Raw genomic sequence first — 24,993 nt, 5'->3', positions numbered from 1 at the left:
TGTCTTAGTCCTTCTTCAAGTGTTTTTCAAGAATCGCATAGCGTTCGTTTTCAATGCGCTCAACTTCAGCAGCAGGAACATAGTAATCAACTTTCTTAGTGAAAGAGCTTACGATGAAGCTGATGATTGCAGCAACAAAGGTCACGACAACTAACCACCAAATGTGCCAGATTAAACCGAAGCCCATAACAGTAATGAACATTGCGATTACAAAGCCAGCAGCACGGTTCGTTGGCATATGTACATCTTCATAAGACGTTGGACGTGCATAAGCAACACCATTCTCTTTGTCATTCCAGAATGTATCGATACCGCTGATTTTTGGAAGATGAGCAAAGTTATAGAACGGAGCAGGTGAAGATGTAGACCATTCAAGTACACGACCATCCCATGGATCGCCTGTAACGTCCATGTTGTCATGGCGTTGTAAGAAACCAACAATGATTTGCATTAAGAAACATGCAATACCGATTGCGATTAATACTGCACCAAACAATGCGATTGTGATGTACGGATCCCATTCAGGGTTGTCATATGTATTCAAACGACGAGTCATACCCATGAAGCCAAGGATATAAAGCGGCATGAATGCAAAGTAGAAACCGAAGAACCAGAACCAGAATGCTGCTTTACCCCAAGCTTCATTAAGCTTCCAACCAAACATTTTTGGCCAGTAGAAAATGATGCCCGCAAACATTGCGAACACAACACCACCAATAATTACGTTATGGAAGTGAGCGATAAGGAATAAAGAGTTGTGTACAAGGAAGTCCGCAGGTGGAACAGCCATTAATACACCAGTCAAACCACCGATACCAAAAGTCACAAGGAAACCAAGTGTCCATAGCATTGGAGTTGTGTACGTAATGCGACCTTTATACATGGTGAATAACCAAGAGAAGATTTTCACACCAGTCGGGATCGCAATAACCATAGTCATGATACCGAAGAACGCGTTAACGTTGGCACCTGCACCCATGGTAAAGAAGTGGTGAAGCCATACAACAAATGACAATACTGTAATTGCAACTGTTGCATACACCATAGATTTGTAGCCGAACAACGTTTTGCGAGCAAATGTTGATACAACTTCTGAGTAAATACCAAACGCTGGTAATACCAAGATATATACTTCTGGGTGACCCCATGTCCAGATCAAGTTCACATAAAGCATTGGGCTACCGCCAAGCTCATTTGTGAAGAAATGGAAGCCGAAGTAACGATCTAGAGATAACATTGCAATTGTTGCAGTTAACACTGGGAATGCAGCAATAATCAGAACTGCTGTACAAAGTGCAGTCCAAGTGAAAATTGGCATATCCATAAGTTTCATGCCAGGTGCGCGCATTTTGATGATGGTAACAAAGAAGTTAACACCAGTTAAAAGCGTACCTAAACCTGAAATCTGTAACGCCCAGATATAGTAGTCAACACCAACACCAGGAGAGTATTCAATGCCAGAAAGAGGAGGGTAAGCCATCCAACCTGTAGCAGCGAATTCACCTAAAGCAAGTGAAACCATCATTAAGCCAGCAGCACCAGCGAATAGCCAGAAACTTACAGAGTTTAACAATGGGAAGGCAACGTCACGAGCACCAATCTGTAAAGGTACAGAGATGTTCATTAAGCCAACAACGAGACCCATTGCTACGAAGAAGATCATGATTACACCGTGAGCGGTGAAGATCTGGTCATAGTGTTCTGGGTGTAAGTAACCTTCACCGCCACCACGAGCGAGGAAAAGTTGTAAGCGCATCATGATCGCATCTGCGAAGCCACGAAGTAACATGACTACAGATACCAAAATATACATGATACCAATTTTTTTATGGTCTACAGATGTGAACCATTCGTTCCACAAGTAGCTCCATTTTTTGAAGTAGGTAATACCTGCGACAGCAACGATACCACCTAAAATCATTAATGCAACCGTTACCAACACGATTGGATCGTGTGGAATCGAGTCTGGACCTAACTTACCTAAGAAGCTCATGTCTTATTCCCCTACAGCCGATGAAGCAGGTTCAACTGCGGCATGTGCGTCAGCAGCAGCCCCGTGAGCACCCGCAGTAGCTGAATGATCAGCACCGTGATAGTTACTCATGTATTTGTTGATCACTGATTCAAATAAGCCTTTCTCAACAGAAGAGTAGTAAGTCACAGGATGTGGCTTAGTTGGATAAGGCTTCATTGCTTCAGCAGCAGCCTTTTCTTCAGGAGTAGTCGCTTTAGCGATAAGAACTTCGATCTGATGATGCGAACGGTTGCCATCACGCAAGGTTGCGAATTCGGCTTGGTCTAAAACACCTTTCTGAATTGCAGCAGGGTTAATTGAAGTACCGTTGCCTGCTTTCACCGCTGCGACCCAATCAGCAAACTGAGCTTCAGTCACTGAATGCGCACGGAAACGCATTTGCGAGAAGCCATAACCTGAGTAGTTAGAAGAGAAACCGCGGTAGCCTTCAGCTGGACTAGTTTCATTTGCTAACAAATGCAGGTGGGTTTGCATACCAGCCATGGTATAAATTTGGCCAGAAAGTGCAGGAATGAAGAACGAGTTCATTGTGAAGTTAGACGTCAAACGCAAGTTCACAGGAGTTTTCTCTGGGAAGCGAATTTCGTTAACAGTCGCAATTTCTTGCTCAGGATAGATAAAGATCCACTTAAACTGTTCAGCGATAACTTGAACTGTTAATGGTGCTTTATCAGAATCGATTGGGCGGTACGGGTCATACTTGTGTGAACCCCACCAAGTTAACCAAGCTAGAATACCAATAATAATAACTGGAACACCCCAAACTACAATTTCAATAGCAGTTGAGTGTGCCCAAGTAGGTTTATAGTCTGCATCTTTATTCGACGAGCGATATTTCCAACCAAACCATAATGCCATTAAGATCGAAGGAATTACGACCAATAGCATTAAATAGATCGCAGTCATCATCAAGTCACTTTGACCTTGTGCAACTGGACCTTTAGAGTTTAGAAGTACCATATCACCACCACACCCAGTTAAGAGTGCAGCAATCGTTGATAAAGACAATACAGCTAAAATCGTTTGTCTCATTTTACAACCTCGGTGAAGAGTCCCATTCCCTAAATAATATGGGATAGCGATTAAAGTGTCGCATGATTGAGAATTTTGATTTTTGAATAAAAAAACTTCTCAAGCATGTGGCACCGCTACGTTGTAGGGCATTATGCCTGATATCGTTAAACTAAGCTATATATAAAGTCGCTTTAAATGTCTGTTATAAAACCTGATTTTAGTGGTCGGAATTGGATGTTTTTGGTTTTTTTTTATTGAAATATCAAACTTATGTATAAAAAAAGGGATGAACCGATCATCCCTTTATTTTTGTCACGTTTATTGCTTTATCACGATGGTTTTTGCTAGTTTATCATGCAATGTTTGTCGCTTTTTACCGAATGCGAATAAATAATCGGCAATCGTAATAAACGGCATAAACAGCATATTTAAAATGATAAATACAATACTGCGTAACAGGAAGATTCGCGTCAAATTAACTTTTTCACCGCTATCAGCATCTACAATTTGAATTCGAGTTAACTTTTTACCAATGCTTTGCCCAGACTTTGCTAAAAAGAACGCCTGAATAGCCAACATAATAATGATATAGGCAAACATTGTTTGCCAAGCTTCAATTGGAATAAGCGCAAAAAGTTGATGTTGCAATTGCATTGCTTGAGTGGATGTATCTGCAGCTTGCATTTTTTGCTGAATGCTAGCTAGCTCATTCACCTGATTGGCGTTAAGAAAGAAAGAAGGAATTGCTGCCGCGGGCAACCAAAGTAGTAAATCAATGATTTTTGCTAATGCGCGAATATTGACTGATGCAAGTTCAGTTTTAGATACGTTGCCTTCAACTTTAGTTTGGATAATTGTGGGGTTATGTAATGGCGTGTGTGTTGGAGGAACATAACCTGTTGGTGTGTATACAAGTTTCCCTTGGGTTAATTCACCTAAAGCTTTCCATTCGGTCATACCTTCATGCCAAGCTAAATCTGTTAAGAGTACTTGTTGGCTGGCAAGCATTTGATTCAACTGTTCTAAAGTGTACGGACCAGCTTGTTGATTATTACGTGCCAAGTAAATTTGCATAAAAATAAAATCTCAAAAAATGAAAAGAGAAAAAAAGACCCAACTAATGGGTCTTTTTTTAACATGTTTTCTTAAGCTTGTTGAGCTTTTTCTTCTGCAAGGAAGAACCAAGTGTCTAAAACTGAGTCTGGGTTAAGAGAAACTGACTCAATTCCTTGTTCCATCAACCATTTTGCAAGGTCAGGATGGTCTGATGGTCCTTGACCACAAATACCAACATATTTGCCAGCTTTGCGACATGCATGAATTGCCATAGAAAGTAATGCTTTAACTGCCGCATCACGTTCATCAAACAGGTGAGAAACAATACCTGAGTCACGATCCAGACCCAATGTAAGCTGAGTCAAGTCGTTAGAACCGATAGAGAAGCCATCAAAGTGTTCAAGGAATTGTTCAGCTAATAGAGCATTGGTTGGTAATTCACACATCATGATCACTTTAAGACCATTTTCACCACGTTTAAGACCATTTTGAGCAAGCAATTCGATGACGCGTTTTGCTTCATGTACAGTACGAACGAATGGAATCATGATTTGAATATTGGTCAAGCCCATTTCATCGCGTGCTTTTTTCAATGCACGACATTCTAATTCGAAACAATCACGGAAGTTGTCAGATACATAACGGCTTGCACCACGGAAACCAAGCATTGGGTTTTCTTCTTCTGGTTCATAAAGCTTACCGCCAATTAGGTTCGCATATTCGTTTGACTTAAAGTCAGACATACGAACAATCACGGGCTTATCAGCAAATGCCGCAGCAAGTGTAGAAATACCTTCTACAAGTTTTTCAACGTAGAATTCGATAGGAGAAGCATAACCTGCAGTACGAGCCAAAACTGCTGCACGAGTTTCACGTGGCAAGCTGTCAATGTTCAATAACGCTTTAGGGTGTACACCGATCATACGGTTAATAATGAACTCTAAACGTGCAAGACCAATACCTTCGTTAGGAATTTGAGCAAAGTCAAATGCACGGTCAGGGTTACCTACGTTCATCATGATTTTGAACGGAAGTTTTGGCATTGAGTTAATTGAGTTACGTTGAATTTCGAAATCTAACGAACCTTCGTAGATAAAGCCTGTGTCACCTTCTGCGCAAGAAACAGTGACTTCTTGACCATCAGTCAAGACTTCTGTTGCATTGCCACAACCTACGATTGCAGGTACACCAAGTTCACGAGCAATAATTGCTGCGTGACAAGTACGACCACCGCGGTTGGTCACAATCGCAGCGGCACGCTTCATTACTGGTTCCCAGTCTGGGTCAGTCATGTCTGAAACAAGTACGTCACCTTCTTGTACTTTGTCCATTTCTTTAATAGACGTCACGATGCGTACTTTACCAGAACCAATACGTTGACCGATTGAGCGACCTTCGCAAATTACAGTACCTTTTTGCTTAAGTAGGTAGCGTTCCATAGTGCCGACGTTTTCACGGCTTTTTACTGTTTCTGGACGTGCTTGAACGATATAGATTTGACCGTCGTCACCATCTTTAGCCCATTCAATATCCATAGGTGCTTGATAGTGCTCTTCGATGATCAGGGCTTGTTTAGCAAGCTCTTGAAGCTCGTGATCATTTAATGCAAATTGTTGGCGTTCTGCTTTTTCAACATCCACGACGACCACTGATTTACCAGCAGCACCTTCTTCGCCATATACCATTTTCTGGTGTTTAGAACCAAGATTACGACGTAAAATAGCATGTTTGCCATTTTTCAGAAGTGGTTTAGAAATATAGAATTCATCAGGGTTTACTGCGCCCTGTACAACCATTTCGCCTAAACCATATGAAGCAGTAATGAATACAGCATCACGGAAGCCTGATTCTGTATCTAGAGTGAACATTACACCCGCTGCACCAGTTTCAGAACGAACCATTCGCTGGATACCCGCAGATAATGCAACGATGTCATGCGCGAAGTTTTGGTGAACACGGTAAGCAATAGCACGGTCATTATAAAGTGAAGCAAAGACTTCTTTAATCGCAATAAGAACGTTGTCAATACCACGGATGTTTAAGAAGGTTTCCTGCTGACCTGCAAAAGACGCATCAGGTAAGTCTTCTGCTGTCGCAGATGAACGAACGGCAACCGCGATATCAGGGTTGCCGTTTGAAAGGGTGGCGAAAGCGTCGCGGACTTCCTTTTCGAGATCTGCCGTAAGAGGGGTGTCGACAATCCATTGACGGATTTTTGCACCAGTTTCTGCAAGTGCAACAACATCATCAACATTTAATGCTGCAAGTTCTGCGTTAATTTTAGCGTTCAGGCCACTTTGCTCGAGAAATTCACGATACGCGGCAGCAGTGGTAGCAAAGCCTCCAGGTACTGATACACCTGCATTCGCTAGATGGCTAATCATCTCACCCAGAGATGAGTTTTTCCCACCCACGAGCTCTACATCGTGTTTCCCTAATTTTTCTAGACCTATTACGCGCGCTTCCAAAGTTGTTACTCCACTTTTGCAGTATTAATCACTATCTTGGCATGAATTTAAAACAAATCTGCTTAGCTTTTTAATTTTACTAAGCGACAGTCATGTAAGATCAGTTTACTATAATGATTATATAGCACTTAGACAAATATTCGAGGAGAATTTTAATGTCAGAAGGTAAACAAATAAAGCGAAGTGTGTTTTTTATTTCTGATGGAACTGCGATTACAGCAGAAACGCTTGGACACTCTTTACTGGCCCAGTTTCCAAATGTAGATTTTGACATTCATATTATCCCTTATATTACGTCTGAAGAAGCTGCTATGAATGTAGTTTCTGAGATAAATCAAAGAGCTGAGCGTGATGGACAGCAGCCTTTGGTGTTCGATACCTTAGTAGATCCTTATGTGCGAGATATTATTAATACGGCGAATGCTGTGAATTTGGATGTGTTTGAAGGGCTTATTAGTAAGTTGTCTGAAGAGTTGGGTACACCACCTACAACTTTAGTCGGACAAACGCATGCCGTGACCGATTCGGAGTCTTATAAAGCACGTATTGATGCTGTACATTTTGCACTTGATAATGATGATGGCGCACGTACTCGTCATTATGATAAAGCTGACTTAATTCTGATTGGTGTTTCTCGTTCAGGGAAGACACCAACATCCATTTATTTGTCATTACAATTTGGAATTCGTGTAGCAAATTACCCACTTACGGAAGAAGATTTAGATGACAATCGTTTGCCTTCTGTGCTGAAAGCGCATAAGCATAAACTGTTTGGACTCATGATTGATGCTGAGCGTTTGGTTGCGATTCGCTCAGAGCGTAAAGCCAATAGCCGCTATGCAAGCTTTAGCCAATGTCAAATGGAGTTGCGCGCAATTGAAGGTATTTATATCTCAGAAGGGATTAAATATTTGAATGTGTCTGAAATGTCGATTGAAGAAATTTCTACGCGTGTCTTACAAATGACGGGTTTAAAACGTCGAATTGGATAGTATTAAATTACACCGCTATTCATATAAAAATTGAATGAATTAATACCCAATTTAAATAATTAGATTGGGTGTTTTTTGCACTTATTTTAATTATAAATATGAAACTTCATTTGAAATTCTCTGCAATTATTGATGCAAATTCGTTGTAATAATTAAGTCGACAGGATAAATAGAGCCATCTACACATTCAACGCAGCTTTCTGTAATTTTTTTGACTGGCCAAGTAATAAGTTGACATTTTTCTTGTTGCAAGGCGTGATAATAATCATCAGATTTCAGAAATTCTTTCTTTTCACGCGTAATATTTGGTGTTAGTTGTCGTTTTAGCCAGTTGTCCTGAATTTGAGAGTCCAAAAAACGCAGGGCTAAAATGCTTTTGATTCGGGGATTGATGAGGCGCTTGTTTTTTAAAAGTAATGGATGTTGCACATAACGGCTATATCGTTGCTCTGACTGTGGAAGAATTAAGGCAGGTTGTATCTGAAAAACATATACTGAACTTGAAACATTGCGGATTTTCTCAAGCAATGCTGCAATTTTTTGATCGATCCCAATGATTGCAACTCTTTGCTCGATGCATGTATCTAGGCTTAGTTCTGCTGATGTTCGGATTAGTCCTTTAAATACTTCATAATCTTGTTTTTGATGTTGAAAAATATAGCCGGAAGTATTCAGCTTACTAAATTGTTGCATGATTATCCCTTAATCATTTTTTATTGTCAGAATTTTTGTTTTCTAATTGAATATTAATTCATCTGCTGCGTAAAGTTGATTCGGCTACTCGGGAGTCATTTTTGACGGATTGAAGGATTTCGATTGTGAAAAATATTAAAAGCCTAAGAATGATTCTTCTTAGGCTTGATGGCATTCAAATGGGTTTAATCAAATATTATTTTTGATATCCATCAGGTAGCTAAAGTTTTTTAAACGCTTTTCAGTATCATAGATATCACAGGTGAAAATAAATTCATCTACTTGATAGGTCTTGAGTAAATCTTCAAGACCTTCTTTTACAGTTTGGGCCGACCCAATTTGTGCTAAGGCAAAGAAGTTATTCACTGACATTTTTTCGACGGGTGACCATAGATTTTGCATGCTTTCTACAGGCGGTTTAAGTTTTAGGCTATGTCCTCGCATTAAGGCAAGTACACGTTGGAAGGCACTTGTTGCAAGATATTGAGCTTCTTCATCGGTGTCTGCAATGACTGTGGGCACGCCCATCGAAACATAAGGTTGATCCAGATATTCTGATGGTTGGAAATTATCGCGGTAAAGTTGAATCGCTTGCCCGAGCATTCTTGGTGCAAAGTGCGATGCGAAAGAGTAAGGAAGTCCTAAACGCGCAGCAAGTTGGGCACTAAAAAGGCTAGATCCTAAAAGCCAAACAGGCACATGGGTAGATTGACCTGGTGTAGCAACAATTTTTTGATGTTCTTCAGGCGCTTTAAAGTACTGTAATATTTCCGTGACATCTTGTGGAAATTGATCTTCAGTTTCTTGGCGCCCACGACGTAAAGCACGCATAGTCACTTGATCTGTACCAGGTGCACGACCTAAACCAAGCTCAATACGGTGAGGATAAAGTGTGGCTAAAGTCCCAAATTGTTCAGCAACAACAAGCGGTGCATGATTAGGCAGCATAATTCCACCTGAACCGACTTTAAGTGTTTGCGTGTTGGCAAGAATATAGCCCAGTAATACGGCTGTAGCGGAACTGGCAATGCCATCCATATTATGATGTTCGGCTAACCAGAAGCGTTCAAAGCCCAATTTTTCAGCGTGTTGAGCAAGCTCAAGAGCGTGATGCAGAGAAAAGGCAATACTTTTATCATCGCGGACTGGGGCTAGTTCCAGAATTGAAAATTGGGTATTTTGTAGAGTAGGCATATCCGGACTCGAAAACTATATATCGAAATAATACGATATAAGTGGGTTGTTGTATATCGTTTAATTTCGATATATTGCTTGAGCGCAAAATAAAAGCATCCGAAGATGCTTTGTAGTGTGTTGGATTAATCATCCCAACGTTTTTTCTTGTGGTGACCCAAATGGCGTCCGTTGTCATGACGGTAATAGCGATCATTGTAACGTGCATCGTTATAGCGATAATTACGATCTGAGCGATAGCCACGAGTATCATAGCGTTCATCATCACGGCGATCTTCAGCTACTTTACGTCCTAGCGCTGAACCACCTGCGGCACCTAAAGCGGCACCAACATAGCCACCATTGGTTCCAGCAACATTTTTACCTACAGTATAACCACCAGCACCACCAAGACCTCCACCAATCGCCGCAGATGTGCGGTTACGGCGATCACTTGCCACCGCAGCACCACCTGCACCACCAAGTGCAGCGCCAATTGTGGCGCCTGTGGTACCGCCCAGTTGTTTGCCGATTGCTGTGCCTGCGACACTACCTAAGGCAGATGTTGCTGCAACACGAGTACCATTATCGGCATATGCAGTTCCCATCATTGTGGTCGCGATTAATGAGGCGTAAATTAAATGATTCAGTTTCATTGCAAACTCCATTTTTAAAGTGCTATGTGCTTAAGTCCAATCTAAAAGAGTTGAGCGGATTAAAATGAAGGACTTTGTGTTTGAGCATGAGGCTTTTGTCATTACTTTGTATTGTTTCTTCATAACAAATTCACAATTTAGAACCCAATACTTCAGTTTCAGATCTCGCTGTTCTAACCCAACGTAAGACAAGCACCTAATGGTGCTTGAATGATGGAACTGAAGCGATTAACGGTAGTGACGGTGACGTTTTTTCCATTTACGTGAAGATTTGGCCTTTTCTTCAGCTTTGTCTTTAGAAATTTTGTTCCCTAAAGCAGCACCACCCGCAGCACCTAGTGCAGAACCAATGTAACCACCGCTAGTACCACCCATGCTTTTACCGACGGTATAACCTGTACCACCACCTAAAGCACCACCAATAGCAGATTCTGTGCGGTTTCGGCGATCACTTGCTACCGCTGCGCCGCCCGCACCACCGAGTGCAGCACCAATTGTAGCACCTGTAGTACCACCCATGCTTTTACCTACAGCAGTACCCGCAACACTACCTAGTGCGCTTGCTGCTGCAACACGTGTTGTGCTATCAGCGTGAGTATTCATTGCAAACATTGAAGAGGCAGCCAATGCGGTGCTTAATAAAACGGCATTCAATTTCATCGTATTCTCCATGTCCAAAAATGCGGACGAAATTTTTTGATGTGGCAAATCTAACAAAACGCATCGTCATAAATGTGGAGAGCAAGACACTAAGTTGTACTGTTAGGTAAGTGCTTTGTATGAGTTTAATTAAAATCGTTCATTTTATGGCTGATTAATCATTGTATGGGTAAATAAGCAACAACTTTTTGAAGAGCAGAAAAAAGTAAAATATGAGCAATGTGAAAGGTTCCAAAGCTTATTTATCAGCATAATAGATATGTCAATTAAAGGGCAGAATCGGTAAACTATGCTCAAATTTGAAATTATGCAGCCTAATTTAGACTGCTTGAGCTATTGAGATAGATTAAACAATGAAAGAATCGTTACGTTTGCGATTAGATCAGCTTTCTGACCGTCATGAAGAGTTAACAGCACTATTGGCTGATGCTGAGGTTATTTCGGATAACAAGCGTTTTCGTCAATTGTCACGCGAACATAATGATCTAACAGAAATTACGGAAGTCTGGGCAAAGTATAGACAAGCAGAAGCTGATATTGAAACAGCAAATGCTATGTTGTCTGATCCAGATTTTAAAGAAATGGCTCAAGAAGAAATTAAGGAAAATAAGGCTATTATTGAACAGCTCGAAGCTGATCTTAATATCTTGATGATTCCTAAGGATCCAAATGATGCAAATTCGGCCTATTTAGAAATCCGTGCAGGAACTGGTGGTGATGAAGCCGCTATTTTCTCTGGTGATTTATTCCGTATGTACAGTAAGTATGCTGAGTCGAAAGGTTGGCGTATAGAGGTGCTTTCAGAAAATGAAGGCGAACATGGCGGCTACAAAGAAGTTATCTGCCTAGTGAATGGTGAAGGGGTATATGGTCGCTTGAAGTTTGAAAGTGGCGCTCACCGTGTACAACGTGTCCCTGCGACAGAGTCACAAGGTCGTGTACACACTTCAGCGTGTACAGTTGCGATTTTACCTGAGATTGATGTAGATACGACTGTAGATATCAATCCTTCAGACTTGCGTATTGATACTTACCGTGCTTCAGGTGCGGGTGGTCAGCACGTCAACAAAACTGATTCGGCTGTTCGTATTACCCATATTCCTACTGGAACTGTGGTGGAATGTCAGGAAGAACGGTCACAGCATAAAAACAAAGCCAAAGCGATGGCTTTACTGGCTTCACGTTTAGAAAATGCAAAACGTGCTGCGGCTGATGCAGCGACTTCTGAAATGCGTCGAGATTTGGTAGGTTCGGGTGATCGTTCTGAACGAATCCGTACTTATAACTATCCGCAAGGTCGTATGACTGACCATCGCATCAACTTAACTTTATATAAGTTAGATGCTGTGATGGAAGGTGATTTAAACGAATTGCTTGATAGTCTGCACCGTGAATATCAGGCAGATCAATTGGCAATGCTAGCTCAACAAAACGGTGGCTAATGAATATTGCACAGGCATTAGCCTTACGTGGAGAGGCTGAAAGTTATGAGCGTCAAGAGAATGCTTGGTTACTTGAGCATATTCTCAAAATTGATGCTTTTGATTTATCACTCAAATCTGCACAAGAACTTACCGCAGAGCAAGAGCAAGATTATGTAAATGGTTTGGCTCGGATTGCAGCAGGTGAACCTTTGGCTTATGTCACGGGTTCTCAACCATTTTGGACCTTAGACCTGATCGTGACTCAGGATACTTTGGTGCCTCGCCCAGATACTGAAGTATTGGTAGAAACCGTTTTACGTCTGGATTTACCCGAAGACACACGTGTTGTGGATTTAGGTACAGGTACGGGGGCAATCGCATTGTCTCTGGCGAGCGAACGTCCTAACTGGTCTGTCATTGCAACAGACATTTATGAACCGACATTAGAAGTAGCCCTGCAAAATGCCGAAAAGCATGATCTAACACAGGTGAAGTTCTTTTTAGGCAGTTGGTTTGCTGCGTTGAATCGTCAATATTTTGATGTGATTGTGTCTAATCCGCCATATATTGATGCAAAAGATGAGCACATGCTGAGTTTAGCTGCTGAACCTGAACGAGCTTTGGTTGCGGAAAAACAAGGCTTGGCGGATATTGAACATATTATTCAGCAGGGCAAAAAGTGGCTAGCTGCACAAGGTTGGATTGTACTTGAGCATGGCTATGATCAGGGTGAAGCGGTACGTAATATCTTTAAAAATTCGGGTTTTAAAGAGGTCAGAACTGTCAAAGATTATGGTGGTAATGACCGTGTGACTTTGGGGCAACTGCAGTAATTATCGCGTTTTATACTTGTAAAATTAAAAAGCACGACCCAACAGTTGTGCTTTTTTAATTTGATTGAATAAGGCTTTAAATAAAGCCACAGAGTATTAAACGGTGCAAGACTTAAGTTAAATTATGATTCATTGGTTGAATTGCGGGAGGTAATTCAACTTCAAGTGATTCTGACATTTCTCGTTCGATTAAACGCACAATTGAATTTAATGGCAGATCATTGTCTTGTAATCCAAAAGGCTCTTCAATTTGTGCACTCAGTGCATCTAAGCCTAAAAATAAATAAGCAATTAAGCCCACTAAAATTGGAGTCCAAATGCCTAAACTCGCTTCTAGGCTAAAGGGTAAAATAAAGCAGAAACAATAAACGGTACGATGTAAAAGTACTGAATATGAATAGGGTAAAGGAGTACTTAAAATACGATCGCATCCAGCCTGAATATTGCCTAAATCGACAATATGCTGATTTAAACTATTATAAATAATGTCCGATACTTCTGCGTTACGTAATGCAAGGACTAAATCTTTTTGAATAGCTTCAAGCACATATTGCGCAGCATTAATTTTTTTGCTGAGTTGTTGCAACTGTGTTGAATTGAAATCCACTTTATCGTGATAAAACTCGAAAGATTGAGGTTGAGCTCTAAGACGATCACGTAATAAGTGAGTAAATAGCATGACACGATACATCAAGATATTGCGACGTTCATTACTGAGAACATGCGAATCACGAGAGATATGTCGTGAATTGGCAATTAATGCACCCCAGAGTTTACGTCCTTCCCACCAACGGTCATAACAGGCGTTGTTACGGAAGCTTAAAAAGATGGAGAGGATGATACCGAAAATGGTAAAGCCAATCGCTGGAACCGCAGGGATAGTGAAGTATTGATGTGAAGATAGGTAGACCAGAATCGCTGAAATCAATATGACGATTAATAGTGCAGGGAGTACTTTAGGAAGTATGGTGCCAGACCATGCGAAAAGTAATTTGAAACTATTATTTTTATCTCTAACAATCATTGATCTACACCATCACTATAACAAGAACAGTGTTCCACAGACAAACTGTGCTGTGCAAGAGACAGTGAAATCATTTATAAGAAAAGACGACATCAATGTCGTCTTTTCCAGTTCATTCTAATAGCTAAAATAATGTATTAAACGAAATAGTCTGATGAAATTTCGGAAATCTCAACTTTCGATAATGCATCAATTTCTTCTGCCAGACAGAGTGCGACAATTTTAGAGGTATGAGTAAGCGTTGTGCCTTGAGTTAGGTTCTCACCTGTACGTAAGCGCAGAATAGCTTCATCACTCAGTTCGAGTGCCTTTGCTTTTGCCATAGCATCATGTTGCGAGAAAAATTGGGCAATCACATTTTGTAGCTCAATTTCAGAAACATTCAACAAGCTTTGACAGAATAATTCATCTAATTCAGTTGGGGAGTTTAGAGAATGGGTAAAATTTTGCACGAGATTTTGATCTAGTACATCAATCATCTTAAACATAATGTTTACCTTTAAGTTAAGGTGATAAAACAGGAGGAGGACAGCCGAAAATAAGCATAAAGTTATGCTTTAGAATTGAGTGAAAAATATACTAATATGGCGAAATTTGCAATTCAATCTAGATGACTGAGCAGTAATAAAAAAGTTATGGCTTTATCATTTCGTTGTGAGCGTGCTTATTCTTTGGATTGACGATAAGCACCAGGGCTCAGTCCAGTCCATTTTTTAAAGGCACGATGAAAAGCACTTGGGTCATGAAAATTCAGTTCATCACTAATTTCATGCAGGGGTTTATCAGTTTTAGTTAAAAGTTCTATTGCTGTATCACGACGAATATCATTTTTTAATTGTTGATAATTACAACCTTCACTATTCAGTCGGCGGCGTACGGTTGCCTCTGACATATTAAGTTGTTGTGCCAGTACATTTAGTTCAATCCATTCTGCGGGTGGGGCTTGAAGTAGATATTTACGTACTTGGGTACTGAGTGCATGTGGATTTTTAAAGCGGACCAAGAGATTGTGTGGCGTTTGTGAAATAAACTCATACCACGATTTTTTATCTTGTTTAATTTTGATCTTTAAATAGTCTCGATCAAACTCGACGACATTTTGCTGAGTAGAATAGGCAATATTGGAACAGAATCGAATGCGATAATCTTCATCTGTTAAAGGTTTTTCACACTTGAGTTGGATTGAGTTGAGGGGAATACGTTGACTGGCTAACCAACACATTAAAGTATGAATTAACATCAGGTAGGTTGCATAACTAAACATGCGCTTTGGCTGCTTTTTATCATGAATAATAATACGTGCAACATGCTGTTCAAGAATTAATTCACTTTGGAAATCATCCAACACTAAATTAAAAAACTTTAATATATCTTTCAGTGCTTTTTCAATGGTTTCACTCTGAATAACAGCTTTAGAAATAAATTGATAACTGCCACGCCGTAAAGCATGGTGATCCATACCAAAAAACTCATCGTTCATACGATTAGCCAGTTCAATCCAAAGTTGTGCGTATTGTGAAGTAGATACACGAGCCTTATTGGATTGCATTAATTCTGCGTGAATCCCTGCACTGTGTAATATTTCCTGAATATTGTGTCCTTGATGATGCGCAGAAAGTACAGCTTCCTGTACTAGACTCATCGAAATACTGCCTTTATCGAAATTTAATTGTGGTTCACGCATGTAAAAATCCAAATCTCCAGACATTCCACTGTCCAAATCCATCATTAAGAATGCAATATTTGGAAATTGTACTCAAGCTTGACAGTGTTTACTCTGCAGCTAAAGTCGAGTATGAACTTTCAAAAAGATAGGACAGGGAAATGAAAATTCAAAATAAAGTTTTTGTCGTTACAGGTGGTGCTTCAGGTTTAGGTGCGGCCACAGTTAAATATCTGGTTCATGCAGGTGCTCGTGTTGCTTTTGTCGATATGAATCAAGAACTAGGCTATGCCTTAAAACAACATTTAGGGGAAAATGCAAAGTTCTATCCTTTAGATGTCACCAATGAGCAAACCGTGAAGTCTTTCTTTTTAAATGTGGAGCAGGACTTTGGTCAACTGAATGGCTTGGTGAACTGCGCTGGCATTGCGCCGTCAGCAAAAATATTAGGGCGTGATGGTTTACATGACTTGGCGATGTTTCAAAAAGTCCTAGAAGTGAATGTCACAGGTAGCTTTAATATGATTCGTTTTGCTGCGGAATTGATGGCGAAGTATGAATTACAAAACGACGAAGAAGATCGAGGTGTGATTATTAATACAGCCTCCGTTGCCGCATACGATGGTCAAATTGGTCAAGCAGCTTATTCGGCATCAAAAGGTGCAATTGTGGCTATGACTTTACCGCTTGCACGTGAACTGGCACGGAATGCGATACGTGTAATGACCATTGCACCTGGCATTATGGAAACGCCTATGCTTAAAGGTATGCCGCAAAATGTACAAGATGCTTTGGGACAAATGGTGCCGTTTCCACCACGTTTAGCCAAACCTGAAGAATTTGCAAGTCTGGTTGGGCACATTGTTGAAAATACGTATTTGAATGGTGAAGTGATTCGTCTAGATGGTGCGATTCGTATGGCACCAAAATAAAGCTAAATACGTGTATAGATAATAAGTTTGTACAATTGGGATGTGCAAAAGAAAGAATAGAAAATTGATAAGAGTATTTACATGATTTTAAATGATGAACAAAAAATGGTTCAGGAGATGTTGCGCGATTTTTCACAGACACAACTGAAACCGACAGCGGCTGAGCGTGATAGAACTGGGCAATTTCCTGCCGAAGAGTTAAAGCAGTTAGGTGAACTCGGTGCGTTGGGTATGACCATACCGCCAGAATGGGGTGGTGCAGGTCTGGATTATGTATCACTGGTCTTGGCGCTTGAAGAAATTGCAGCAGGTGATGGTGCAATTTCCACAATTGTCAGTGTTCAAAATTCATTGCCATGTGGTATTACCTACAAATATGGTACAGAACAACAAAAGCAGAAATACCTAGCAAAATTGGCAACAGGAGAGTGGTTAGGCTGTTTTTGCTTAACTGAGCCACAGGCAGGCTCTGATGCTGGGGCATTGCAATGCCGTGCAGAGCGTGATGGTGATACATGGGTTTTGAATGGAACAAAGCAGTTTATTACCACAGGCAAACACGCACAGTTAGCAATAGTTTTTGCTGTGACGGATAAGTCCGCAGGGAAAAAAGGCATTTCTTGCTTCCTCGTGCCAACGGATACCCCAGGTTATATCGTGTCGCGAATTGAGGAAAAAATGGGGCAGCATTGTTCAGACACAGCCACTATTGTGTTTGAGGATTGCCGAATTCCTGCGGAAAATATATTGGGTGAAGAGGGGCAAGGTTACAAGATAGCATTATCCAACTTAGAGTCGGGTCGTATTGGTATTGCGGCGCAGTCAGTTGGTATGGCTCGCGCGGCTTTAGATTCGGCTATTGAATATGCCAATGAACGTAAGGCTTTTGGAGTAGAGTTAGTACAGCATCAAGCTGTGGCTTTCCGTTTAGCCGACATGGCCACACAAATTGAAGCAGCACGACAACTGATTTTGCATGCTGCAAGTTTAAAAGATGCTGGACAGCCCTGTTTAAAAGAAGCCTCAATGGCCAAATTGTTTGCATCTACTATGGCAGAAAGAGTCTGTTCCGACGCGATTCAAATTTATGGCGGCTATGGCTATGTAAATGATTTTCCAGTGGAACGTATTTATCGAGATGTGCGTGTTAGCCAAATTTATGAAGGTGCATCCGATATACAAAGACTGTTGATTGCCCGAGAAATTACTCATATTTAAGCCATTATGCACATCAAAGATGTCTTGTTCTTGATGTGCATAAAACAGCAATCAGATTGATGGATTTGGAAATTGATGCATCCATCAAGGCATGATTAGCTAAGTACAGATCACCCTATTTTAGAATAGATTGTGGAAAACAATAAAAGCTAAGCAACAAGGCGAGATGCTTTGTATCAGGAAGAGGTTCAAGTCATGAAGACGTTAGTAGAAGCCCATCAAGAATTTAGTCTTGAAAAAGCAATTCAAGATCATTTAGTCGGAACTCCACAAGCCATAAATGCTTATGTTGAATGTTGTGCACGTTATTTAGGACAACATAAAACGGCTTTAATCTGGGAAGGTAAACAGGGTGAATCAGAGCGTTGGAGCTTTGAGCAGTTAAATGAAGCTTCAGGTAAATTGGCAAACTATTTTTTGCAATCTGGAATTCAGGCAGGTGATTGTATTGCAGGGCTTTTGCCACGTACCCCTGAATTACTGATTACTGTTCTAGCAACTTGGCGTATTGGTGCAATTTATCAGCCTTTATTTACTGCATTTGAGTCTAAGGCCATTGAGCATCGTATTGAGGTTGCTAAAACAAAACTGATTGTGACCAATTCTGAACAACGGTCTAAGCTGAATCATATTCATATTGCTCAAATTTTGACTGTACATCATGATAAACACAGTCTTAAAACCGATGCAGATTTCTGGCAAGAACTTAATGCGAAAGATGCAGAATGTCCTGCGGTAATGCGGGATTTTGATGATGACTTTTTGATGATGTTTACATCAGGTACGACAGGTTTGGCGAAATCGGTTCCAGTACCATTACGTGCGATTTTAGCATTTAAGGGATATATGACTCATGCTGTAGATTTACGTGACGAAGATTCTTTTTGGAATCTGGCAGATCCAGGTTGGGCTTATGGTTTGTATTATGGCATTACTGGTCCGCTCAGTTTAGGTCATAGCATTATTATGGATGAGCGTGCATTTAATGTAGATCAAGCCATTCAAGTGATTCAAAAACATAAGGTTTCTAATTTGACAGGTTCACCGACTGCTTTTCGAATGTTCTTTGGATTCAAAGAGAAATTTAATGCGTCAATTAAACAACATTTACGTGTAGTAAGTAGTGCTGGTGAACCACTGACGCCAGAAGTGATTCATTGGTTTAACCATGATTTAGACGTCAATATTTATGATCAATATGGCCAAACAGAGCTTGGAATGGTCATTGCGAATCATCATGCATTAGCACATCCGAAAAAAGTGGGTTCTGCGGGCTTTGCCATCCCTGGGCATCGCTTCGCAGTCCTGAATGCACAGCATCAGGAAGTAAAACAGGGAGAAGTAGGGACTTTGGCAATCGACTGTTCTAAATCCGCTTTATTCTGGTTTAAGGGCTATGATGGGCAGAATCGTAAATCCTTTGTCGGTAACTATTATTTGACGGGTGATATGGTTCAACTGAATGAGTATGGCGGTATAGATTTTATTGGACGTGATGATGATGTCATTACAACGTCAGGCTATCGTGTGGGGCCTTTTGATGTGGAAAGTACATTATTAGAGTGTGAGGAAGTGCTGGAGTCTGCTGTCATTGGTAAACCAGACCCAGAACGTACTGAAATTGTGAAAGCATTTGTTGTCTTGAAGCCGCAATATCAGCCGAGTGAAGATTTGAATCAAAAATTACAGCAATATGTTCGTTCTCGCTTATCAAAACATGCTTATCCTAAAGAAATTGAATTTGTACAAAGTCTACCTAAAACATCGAGTGGTAAAATCCAACGGAATCTTTTAAAACAACAAGAGATTGCGTTACAGCAAATACAGCACGCATGTTAATACCTTTTAAACTCAACTAATTTTGCTCTTGCGCCCTACGGGGCGTTTTTTTAATCATTTACTCTATTTTTCAAGTAATTTAAAAATATTTTTCATGTGATTAAAATTTGTAAAAAGCCTTTACAGACAATAAATGAACGATATAATGCCAAACATTCTTGTGTAACTGTGTCATAAGTCACTTTTTTGGGGTTGTTTATGAAAAAAATCATTCTTTCTTCAGTTATTGCTACTTTTGCATTTTCTTCTATTGCTGCACATGCTGCAGGAACGGATACAACTCAGTTTCAAGTAAAGATTACGGTTAATGAATCTTGTAAATTTACCTCTAAAGATGATGTGGTATTTGCTGCTGTTGATCGCTCAAGCAGTACGGATAGTACTGCTACGGGTCAATTGAATGTGACTTGTACATTAAATACACCTTATAAAATTGCCTTAGCTGGTACAGGTGCAATGCAGAATACAAATACTGGATCAACCAGTAAAGTTCCGTACAAATTGTATCAAGATGCAGCACGTAAAACAGAATGGGATGCAATCAATTTATTAGGTAAAACAGGTAGTGGTAAAGACCAAGCAATTCCTGTCTATGCTAAATTGGCAGGCGATACGAACGTTGAAGCGGGTAACTATGTAGATACAGTGGTTGCGACAGTAACTTACTAAGTTTGAAGTAGAATAAATAGAGTGACGCAATATATGAACAAATTTATTCCAAGTATTTGTGCAGCTATTGTTTCACTTTGTTCATTCAATCTTTCGGCTGCGAGTTTGCAAGTTTCACCTATTTCAGTGACATTTTCCACCGGTGAAAAAGCCAAAGAGATTTGGTTAACGAACACTAGTGATCAACCGATTCGTGCACAAACACGAGTGCTCAGTTGGACACAAGAAGCAGGCAAAGATCAACTGAATGCTTCAAGAGATTTGGTCGCCAGTCCTTCAATAACTGAAATAAAAGCAGGTGACCGTCAATTGATTCGTGTATTAAGCATGAATGTGCAGAATACAGTGCAAGAGCAGACTTATCGATTATTGATTGATGAACTTCCGAACTCAAGTCATGGCAATCAACAAACTGGTTTGCAACTTTTATTACAATATTCTATTCCTGTATTTGTTCAACCGATGGAAATAATACCATCTAAAAGTGGCTTAACCTCACTTGATAAAGTCATCTTTAATTATAATAATCAAAAGCTTAGTGTCCAGAATAATGGTAAAAGCCATATTCGCTTAAGTGAATTAAGTTATATCAACCCAAATGGTGAAAAAGTACCGTTAATTCAGGGGTTAGTAGGATATGTTCTGAATGGTCAAACCATGCAGTGGGATATTCCATCTCATGCACAAATGCAGCCTAACGGGAAGTTTGAAGCGCGAATAAATGCCGATGGTTTAGCTCAGACATTACCTATTCCATAATTGGTGATGAACAAGTTTGTTTACCGTTTTGCTCTATGTCGAGCTCTGTTATGCACATCTTCATTACATGCACAAGTCACTCTGGCAAATGAGATGATTCACCCTAGTTCTGATGTTGTTGATCAGCAAGAACTGTATTTAAGTGTGGTATTGAATCAGGCATCTAGTCCAGTCTATGGGCATTTTATTCAGACACCACAAGATTTATTAATTTCTCGAGAAACACTACAAGAATTACAGTTAAGCATTCACGCTGTGGATGCTTTAGGTTACACAGGTTTCGTTGCTTTATCCCAAATTAAAGGGCTTAGTTATCAATATAATTCAGCAGAGCAGAACATTGAACTCACTGTACCTGTTGAAGTTTTAAAAGCACGTACCACTTTGGGCTACGAGCAAATTCCGCCTGCCAAAGTTAATCCTGCACAGATTAAGCCAGGTCTATTGTTTAATTATGATCTTTATTCTCAAGCTACAGAAGATGTCTGGTCTTTAAGTGGATGGAATGAATTGCGGTTATTTGGTATAGGGACAGGGAATACATTCAGTATTTCTGCCAACCATGCTTATACAAAAACCAAAACGACGAATGAACTTTCAAGCCAAATTTTAGATACCTATTGGCAAAAAGATTTTGCTGATCAAGCAATTACTTTGACATTCGGTGATAGTCAATCTCGTGCTTTAGAGTGGACGCGTTCAACACGTATTTCGGGAATCAAAATAGCTAAAAATTTCAGTTTACAACCATATCAAGTCACATCACCACTGGAGTCCTTTAAAGGTTCAGTGCTTGTACCTTCGACAGTTGATTTATTAATTAATGGTATACAACAAAGTACCAGTGATGTGCTTCCTGGGCAATTCGATATACAAGCATCACCCTCTATTACTGGGGCAGGTAATGCACAGCTTCTCATAACCGATTTAAATGGTCAGCAGCGAGTTGTAAATTTCTCATTATTTGGTACTTCACAATTGTTGCAAAAAGGTTTGATTGATTGGGAAATTAATTTGGGGGTCCATAAGCTCGATTATGCAGTTAAATCATTTAGCTATTCAGATGATCCTGTAGTAAATGCAACATTAAGGCATGGTTTAAGTAATAATACGACTATTGAGAGTCATGCTGAATATTCACGTGATGTCGCTTTGGCAGGATTTGGTGTCATCCACCGTTTGCCAAATACTTGGGGCCTAATCAATGGGGCTTATAGCTATAGCGATCTCAATCAAAACTTAGGGCAATCTTATGCTGTAGGTTATGAGTGGAACAATCCTTATGTGAATTTTTCTCTACAACATCAAAAAAGTGATGGTGATTTTGGTGATTTAGCTAGTGCTCTAGGTTATGGTTATATTAAGCAGTCTGATCATGTTTTCTTAGGTGTAAATACAGATTATGGTCAATTTGGTGGAAGTTATGTAGCACAAAAAAATCAGAATTCTGAAAATGAATATTTGGTTTTTAACTGGTCTTACTACTTTCCTTCAAAGAAATATTTAACTTTAAATATGACTCGAAATTTAAATGAACAAGAAAACACCTTCTTTCTCTCTTTAAATATACCTTTGGATCGTCAGGTCAATGCGACCTTAAATGCTCAGCAGGATGCCGACCGAAATAAGTTTTCTGCCAATATTCGTAAAACAGCAATACAGAACGAAGATGATTGGGGTTGGCAAACAAATCTTGAGTTTAGTGATAACAACAACTATAGCGTACAAGGGCAGATTCAGCGTGAAACGCAGACGGGTGAATGGGATGTCGGTTTACAAAGCGCTAAAACTCATTCGGAAGGCTATACTACAGTGGTCGGTTCTGCCCGAGGCAGTTTGGTGATGATGGAAAAGTCAGTGTTCCCAATGAGACAATCGCTTAACTCTTTTGCTGTGGTTTCGACCGAAGGGGTTTCTGACATTCCAGTTCGCTTAGAAAATCGAGTGGTTGGTAAAACTAATCGAAAGGGTTTAATGCTCATCGATACATTAAATCCCTATCAACATAATGATATTTCGATTGATACCTTAGACTTGCCATTGGAATATAAAATTGAAACTACACGTATAGATGCAGTGCCATATAACGCTAGCGGTGTGGTGATTCAATTTCCTATTTATAAAATGCGTGCAATTCAATTGAGCGTAACAGATCCGCAAGGTATTCCAATAAAAATGGGTAGTCGTGTTTGGGTACAAGATACTTTGCCGAATTTGGAGTCAACAGAACACACGATTGTGGGACGTGACGGAATGATCTATCTCGAAAATCCATCATCGCAACAACTTTATGTAGAGCAAGATGGACAAGTATGTAATGTGGTTCTACCAGATTTTAGTCAACAATACGGCTTTCTGGATATGGGGAGCGTACAATGTCAGTAAGTCTTTTCTCTCAGAAAACAATAATTCGAGCGTTGAGTTTATATAGCCTATTTGCAGTCATTATCATTTTTAGTACGACTTTGTTGAGTTCTTCTGTACATGCAGCTACGGGAAGTTGTTGGCTGTCAGGTCCAGCCTTGAATTTTGGTTCCGTTTCGAGTAACGGTAAAAGTAATTACACCAACTGGCAAGTAACGTGTAATCAATATGGCCATAAACAAACGGTGAATGTTGCATTGTGCCCATATGCAACAGCAGGTGGATTGGGTTTACTCAATAACAGACGTTTGATGGTTAATTATTCCACTTGGCCACAGAGTTATTTATCTTATGACCTGTTTTATGATGCTGCTTTAACGAAACGTATTGATACTAAAGCTGATTTATCAACGCTACAGTGTATTTATAAAACCATATCAGTCAATCAAAATACCAAAGTATTCGATTTGCCTTTATATGGACGAGTATATTCGGGTCAAAATGTCACCGCAGGTAGTTTTAGAAATAATAATGATGTTGCGGTCACCTTATTGTACGGCTTTAGCGAAGAGAAACAGCCAACTACAGAAGATGTGATGGCAAAGCAATCTTCAAATCAAACATCAAATAGCCTAAGCGTAACTGCCAACTATGAAAATAGTTGCAACCTTATGGCAGCCTCAGACTTAAATTTTGGGCATATTGATGATTTATCTAAAGGGGTTATGAGTAGTACAATTGTCAGTTTATCTTGCCCACTCAATACAACATGGAAGGTAGGGTTGGATCAAGGGCTGAATTATGATGGTAAAACTCGCCGTATGCGAAATGGTGCAGACTACATTGCCTATGATCTTTACCAAGATGTGAGTTATAAGCAGTCTTGGAATAGTATGAATACTTCACAGGGGACAGGGACGAATGGGACGCAAACGATTCAAATTTATGGTAAAGTTCCACCTAGTACCTTGAGTGTTCCGCCAGGAGAATATCAAGATACCATCACGGTCACATTAACTTATTAATAGGTAATCACAGCAGTGACTTTATCACTATAAACCCCAGCAGGTACATCTGTATCGGATTGATTTATTGTGCCCCACACTGGCAGGGTTTGTGTTCTACCTGTACCTATATTGCGATAAGCATTTTGAGCTTCAGCTCCCCAAAGAGTAGTTCTATTGGCATCTTGATAGAGGTTGTAGGGAATACTGACATTATTGACTTCAGTGGAAGTCATCTTTCGTTGACTTTGTAGAGCGATATTATAAGGCGTACCTTGTGTACAAGTTACAGCAAGGTGAGTACTTTTCATATTGGGATTCGATGCACGACTGACTGTACCAAAATCTAAGTCTGTTCCATTTCCTGTTGTGACATTACACATCTCTTTAATGGTGATGCTGACATTAAATGAAGTTGAGTCTTGTTGCGCAGCATAAATATAAACAGATGCTGCTGCTAGAGTACAGACGAAAAAAGCAGAATAATATAATTTCATAACGTGCGGGTTTTTTTACA

22 protein-coding genes are annotated in these 24,993 nt (G+C 40.1%); 10 read left to right on the top strand and 12 right to left on the bottom strand.

The features are described from left to right. Positions 1 to 4: 4 nt before the first annotated feature. The 4 genes from cyoB to ppsA all read right to left on the bottom strand — a co-directional run bounded on the left by cyoB (position 5) and on the right by ppsA (position 6,573). Positions 5 to 1,993 (bottom strand): cytochrome o ubiquinol oxidase subunit I, encoded by a 1,989-nt coding sequence (gene cyoB / locus F4W09_RS12350; RefSeq protein ID WP_044740373.1) that lies wholly within the window; start codon positions 1,991 to 1,993, stop codon positions 5 to 7. A gap of 3 nt (positions 1,994 to 1,996) precedes the next feature. Continuing rightward, entirely contained in the window at positions 1,997 to 3,067 is a 1,071-nt protein-coding gene (gene cyoA, locus F4W09_RS12345; protein WP_044740374.1) for a ubiquinol oxidase subunit II, read from the bottom strand. Between the two features lie 300 nt (positions 3,068 to 3,367). Further along, positions 3,368 to 4,123, bottom strand: a complete 756-nt coding sequence (locus F4W09_RS12340) for an RDD family protein (protein WP_151504973.1) — start codon at positions 4,121 to 4,123, stop codon at positions 3,368 to 3,370. A 71-nt stretch (positions 4,124 to 4,194) separates the two neighbouring features. Further along, entirely contained in the window at positions 4,195 to 6,573 is a 2,379-nt protein-coding gene (gene ppsA / locus F4W09_RS12335) for a phosphoenolpyruvate synthase (RefSeq protein WP_044740376.1), read from the bottom strand. Between the two features lie 155 nt (positions 6,574 to 6,728). On the opposite strand from ppsA, the gene ppsR reads away from it, so the two are divergent. Next, positions 6,729 to 7,565 (top strand): posphoenolpyruvate synthetase regulatory kinase/phosphorylase PpsR, encoded by an 837-nt coding sequence (gene ppsR / locus F4W09_RS12330; protein WP_044740377.1) that lies wholly within the window; start codon positions 6,729 to 6,731, stop codon positions 7,563 to 7,565. Between the two features lie 126 nt (positions 7,566 to 7,691). Here ppsR and F4W09_RS12325 read toward each other — a convergent pair whose 3' ends face one another. The 4 genes from F4W09_RS12325 to F4W09_RS12310 form a co-directional block, all read right to left on the bottom strand. After that, positions 7,692 to 8,258, bottom strand: a complete 567-nt coding sequence (locus F4W09_RS12325; protein WP_151504972.1) for an NAD(P)/FAD-dependent oxidoreductase — start codon at positions 8,256 to 8,258, stop codon at positions 7,692 to 7,694. Positions 8,259 to 8,447: 189 nt separating this feature from the next. After that, entirely contained in the window at positions 8,448 to 9,452 is a 1,005-nt protein-coding gene (locus F4W09_RS12320) for an LLM class flavin-dependent oxidoreductase (protein WP_151504971.1), read from the bottom strand. A 125-nt stretch (positions 9,453 to 9,577) separates the two neighbouring features. Then, entirely contained in the window at positions 9,578 to 10,087 is a 510-nt protein-coding gene (locus F4W09_RS12315) for a hypothetical protein (RefSeq protein ID WP_151504970.1), read from the bottom strand. A gap of 228 nt (positions 10,088 to 10,315) precedes the next feature. Next, complete coding sequence (locus tag F4W09_RS12310; protein ID WP_016166396.1) at positions 10,316 to 10,747, bottom strand: glycine zipper domain-containing protein; 432 nt, start codon at positions 10,745 to 10,747, stop codon at positions 10,316 to 10,318. Positions 10,748 to 11,100: 353 nt separating this feature from the next. Between F4W09_RS12310 and prfA the strand changes: the two genes are divergently transcribed. Further along, the gene (prfA, locus tag F4W09_RS12305; protein ID WP_151504969.1) at positions 11,101 to 12,189 is read left to right on the top strand and encodes a peptide chain release factor 1; all 1,089 of its coding nucleotides are present in this window, start codon (positions 11,101 to 11,103) and stop codon (positions 12,187 to 12,189) included. Next, positions 12,189 to 13,004: a peptide chain release factor N(5)-glutamine methyltransferase gene (prmC, locus tag F4W09_RS12300; RefSeq protein WP_151504968.1), complete on the top strand. Its 816-nt coding sequence runs from the start codon at positions 12,189 to 12,191 to the stop codon at positions 13,002 to 13,004. Before prfA ends, prmC begins: the two co-directional genes overlap by 1 nt. Before the next feature lie 112 nt (positions 13,005 to 13,116). On the opposite strand, the gene F4W09_RS12295 is transcribed toward prmC, so the two are convergent. From F4W09_RS12295 to F4W09_RS12285, 3 genes are all read right to left on the bottom strand, one after another. Then, entirely contained in the window at positions 13,117 to 14,028 is a 912-nt protein-coding gene (locus F4W09_RS12295; RefSeq protein WP_151504967.1) for a bestrophin family protein, read from the bottom strand. Between the two features lie 137 nt (positions 14,029 to 14,165). Then, the gene (locus tag F4W09_RS12290; RefSeq protein WP_016166392.1) at positions 14,166 to 14,516 is read right to left on the bottom strand and encodes a hypothetical protein; all 351 of its coding nucleotides are present in this window, start codon (positions 14,514 to 14,516) and stop codon (positions 14,166 to 14,168) included. Positions 14,517 to 14,692: 176 nt separating this feature from the next. Continuing rightward, a complete protein-coding gene (locus F4W09_RS12285; protein WP_151504966.1) occupies positions 14,693 to 15,712 on the bottom strand; it encodes an AraC family transcriptional regulator in 1,020 nt (339 codons plus the stop codon). A gap of 140 nt (positions 15,713 to 15,852) precedes the next feature. Here F4W09_RS12285 and F4W09_RS12280 point away from each other — a divergent pair, with 140 nt between their 5' ends. The 7 genes from F4W09_RS12280 (at position 15,853) to F4W09_RS12250 (ending at position 24,497) form a co-directional block, all read left to right on the top strand. Further along, the gene (locus F4W09_RS12280; RefSeq protein ID WP_044740384.1) at positions 15,853 to 16,623 is read left to right on the top strand and encodes a 3-hydroxyacyl-CoA dehydrogenase; all 771 of its coding nucleotides are present in this window, start codon (positions 15,853 to 15,855) and stop codon (positions 16,621 to 16,623) included. Positions 16,624 to 16,704: 81 nt separating this feature from the next. Beyond that, the gene (locus F4W09_RS12275) at positions 16,705 to 17,841 is read left to right on the top strand and encodes an acyl-CoA dehydrogenase (RefSeq protein ID WP_044740385.1); all 1,137 of its coding nucleotides are present in this window, start codon (positions 16,705 to 16,707) and stop codon (positions 17,839 to 17,841) included. 195 nt (positions 17,842 to 18,036) lie between these two features. Then, entirely contained in the window at positions 18,037 to 19,680 is a 1,644-nt protein-coding gene (locus F4W09_RS12270) for an AMP-binding protein (RefSeq protein ID WP_151504965.1), read from the top strand. A gap of 198 nt (positions 19,681 to 19,878) precedes the next feature. Further along, on the top strand, positions 19,879 to 20,349 hold the full coding sequence (locus F4W09_RS12265) for a Csu type fimbrial protein (protein WP_044740387.1): 471 nt from the start codon (positions 19,879 to 19,881) through the stop codon (positions 20,347 to 20,349). A gap of 33 nt (positions 20,350 to 20,382) precedes the next feature. Continuing rightward, a complete protein-coding gene (locus F4W09_RS12260) occupies positions 20,383 to 21,108 on the top strand; it encodes a fimbrial biogenesis chaperone (protein ID WP_151504964.1) in 726 nt (241 codons plus the stop codon). Positions 21,109 to 21,114: 6 nt separating this feature from the next. Next, positions 21,115 to 23,493 (top strand): fimbria/pilus outer membrane usher protein, encoded by a 2,379-nt coding sequence (locus tag F4W09_RS12255; RefSeq protein WP_151504963.1) that lies wholly within the window; start codon positions 21,115 to 21,117, stop codon positions 23,491 to 23,493. Continuing rightward, positions 23,484 to 24,497, top strand: coding sequence for a Csu type fimbrial protein (locus F4W09_RS12250; RefSeq protein WP_151504962.1), 1,014 nt, complete (start codon positions 23,484 to 23,486; stop codon positions 24,495 to 24,497). The genes F4W09_RS12255 and F4W09_RS12250 overlap by 10 nt, the downstream gene beginning before the upstream one ends. On the opposite strand, the gene F4W09_RS12245 is transcribed toward F4W09_RS12250, so the two are convergent. After that, positions 24,494 to 24,973 (bottom strand): Csu type fimbrial protein, encoded by a 480-nt coding sequence (locus F4W09_RS12245; protein ID WP_151504961.1) that lies wholly within the window; start codon positions 24,971 to 24,973, stop codon positions 24,494 to 24,496. The genes F4W09_RS12250 and F4W09_RS12245 overlap by 4 nt on opposite strands. Between the last annotated feature and the right edge of the window lie 20 nt (positions 24,974 to 24,993).

The sequence above is a fragment of the Acinetobacter tandoii genome (genome assembly GCF_008867985.1).
In the GTDB taxonomy this organism is placed as follows: domain Bacteria; phylum Pseudomonadota; class Gammaproteobacteria; order Pseudomonadales; family Moraxellaceae; genus Acinetobacter; species Acinetobacter tandoii.
Note: the sequence above shows the minus strand (reverse complement) of the source record. Positions and strands in the feature narration are given on the sequence as shown.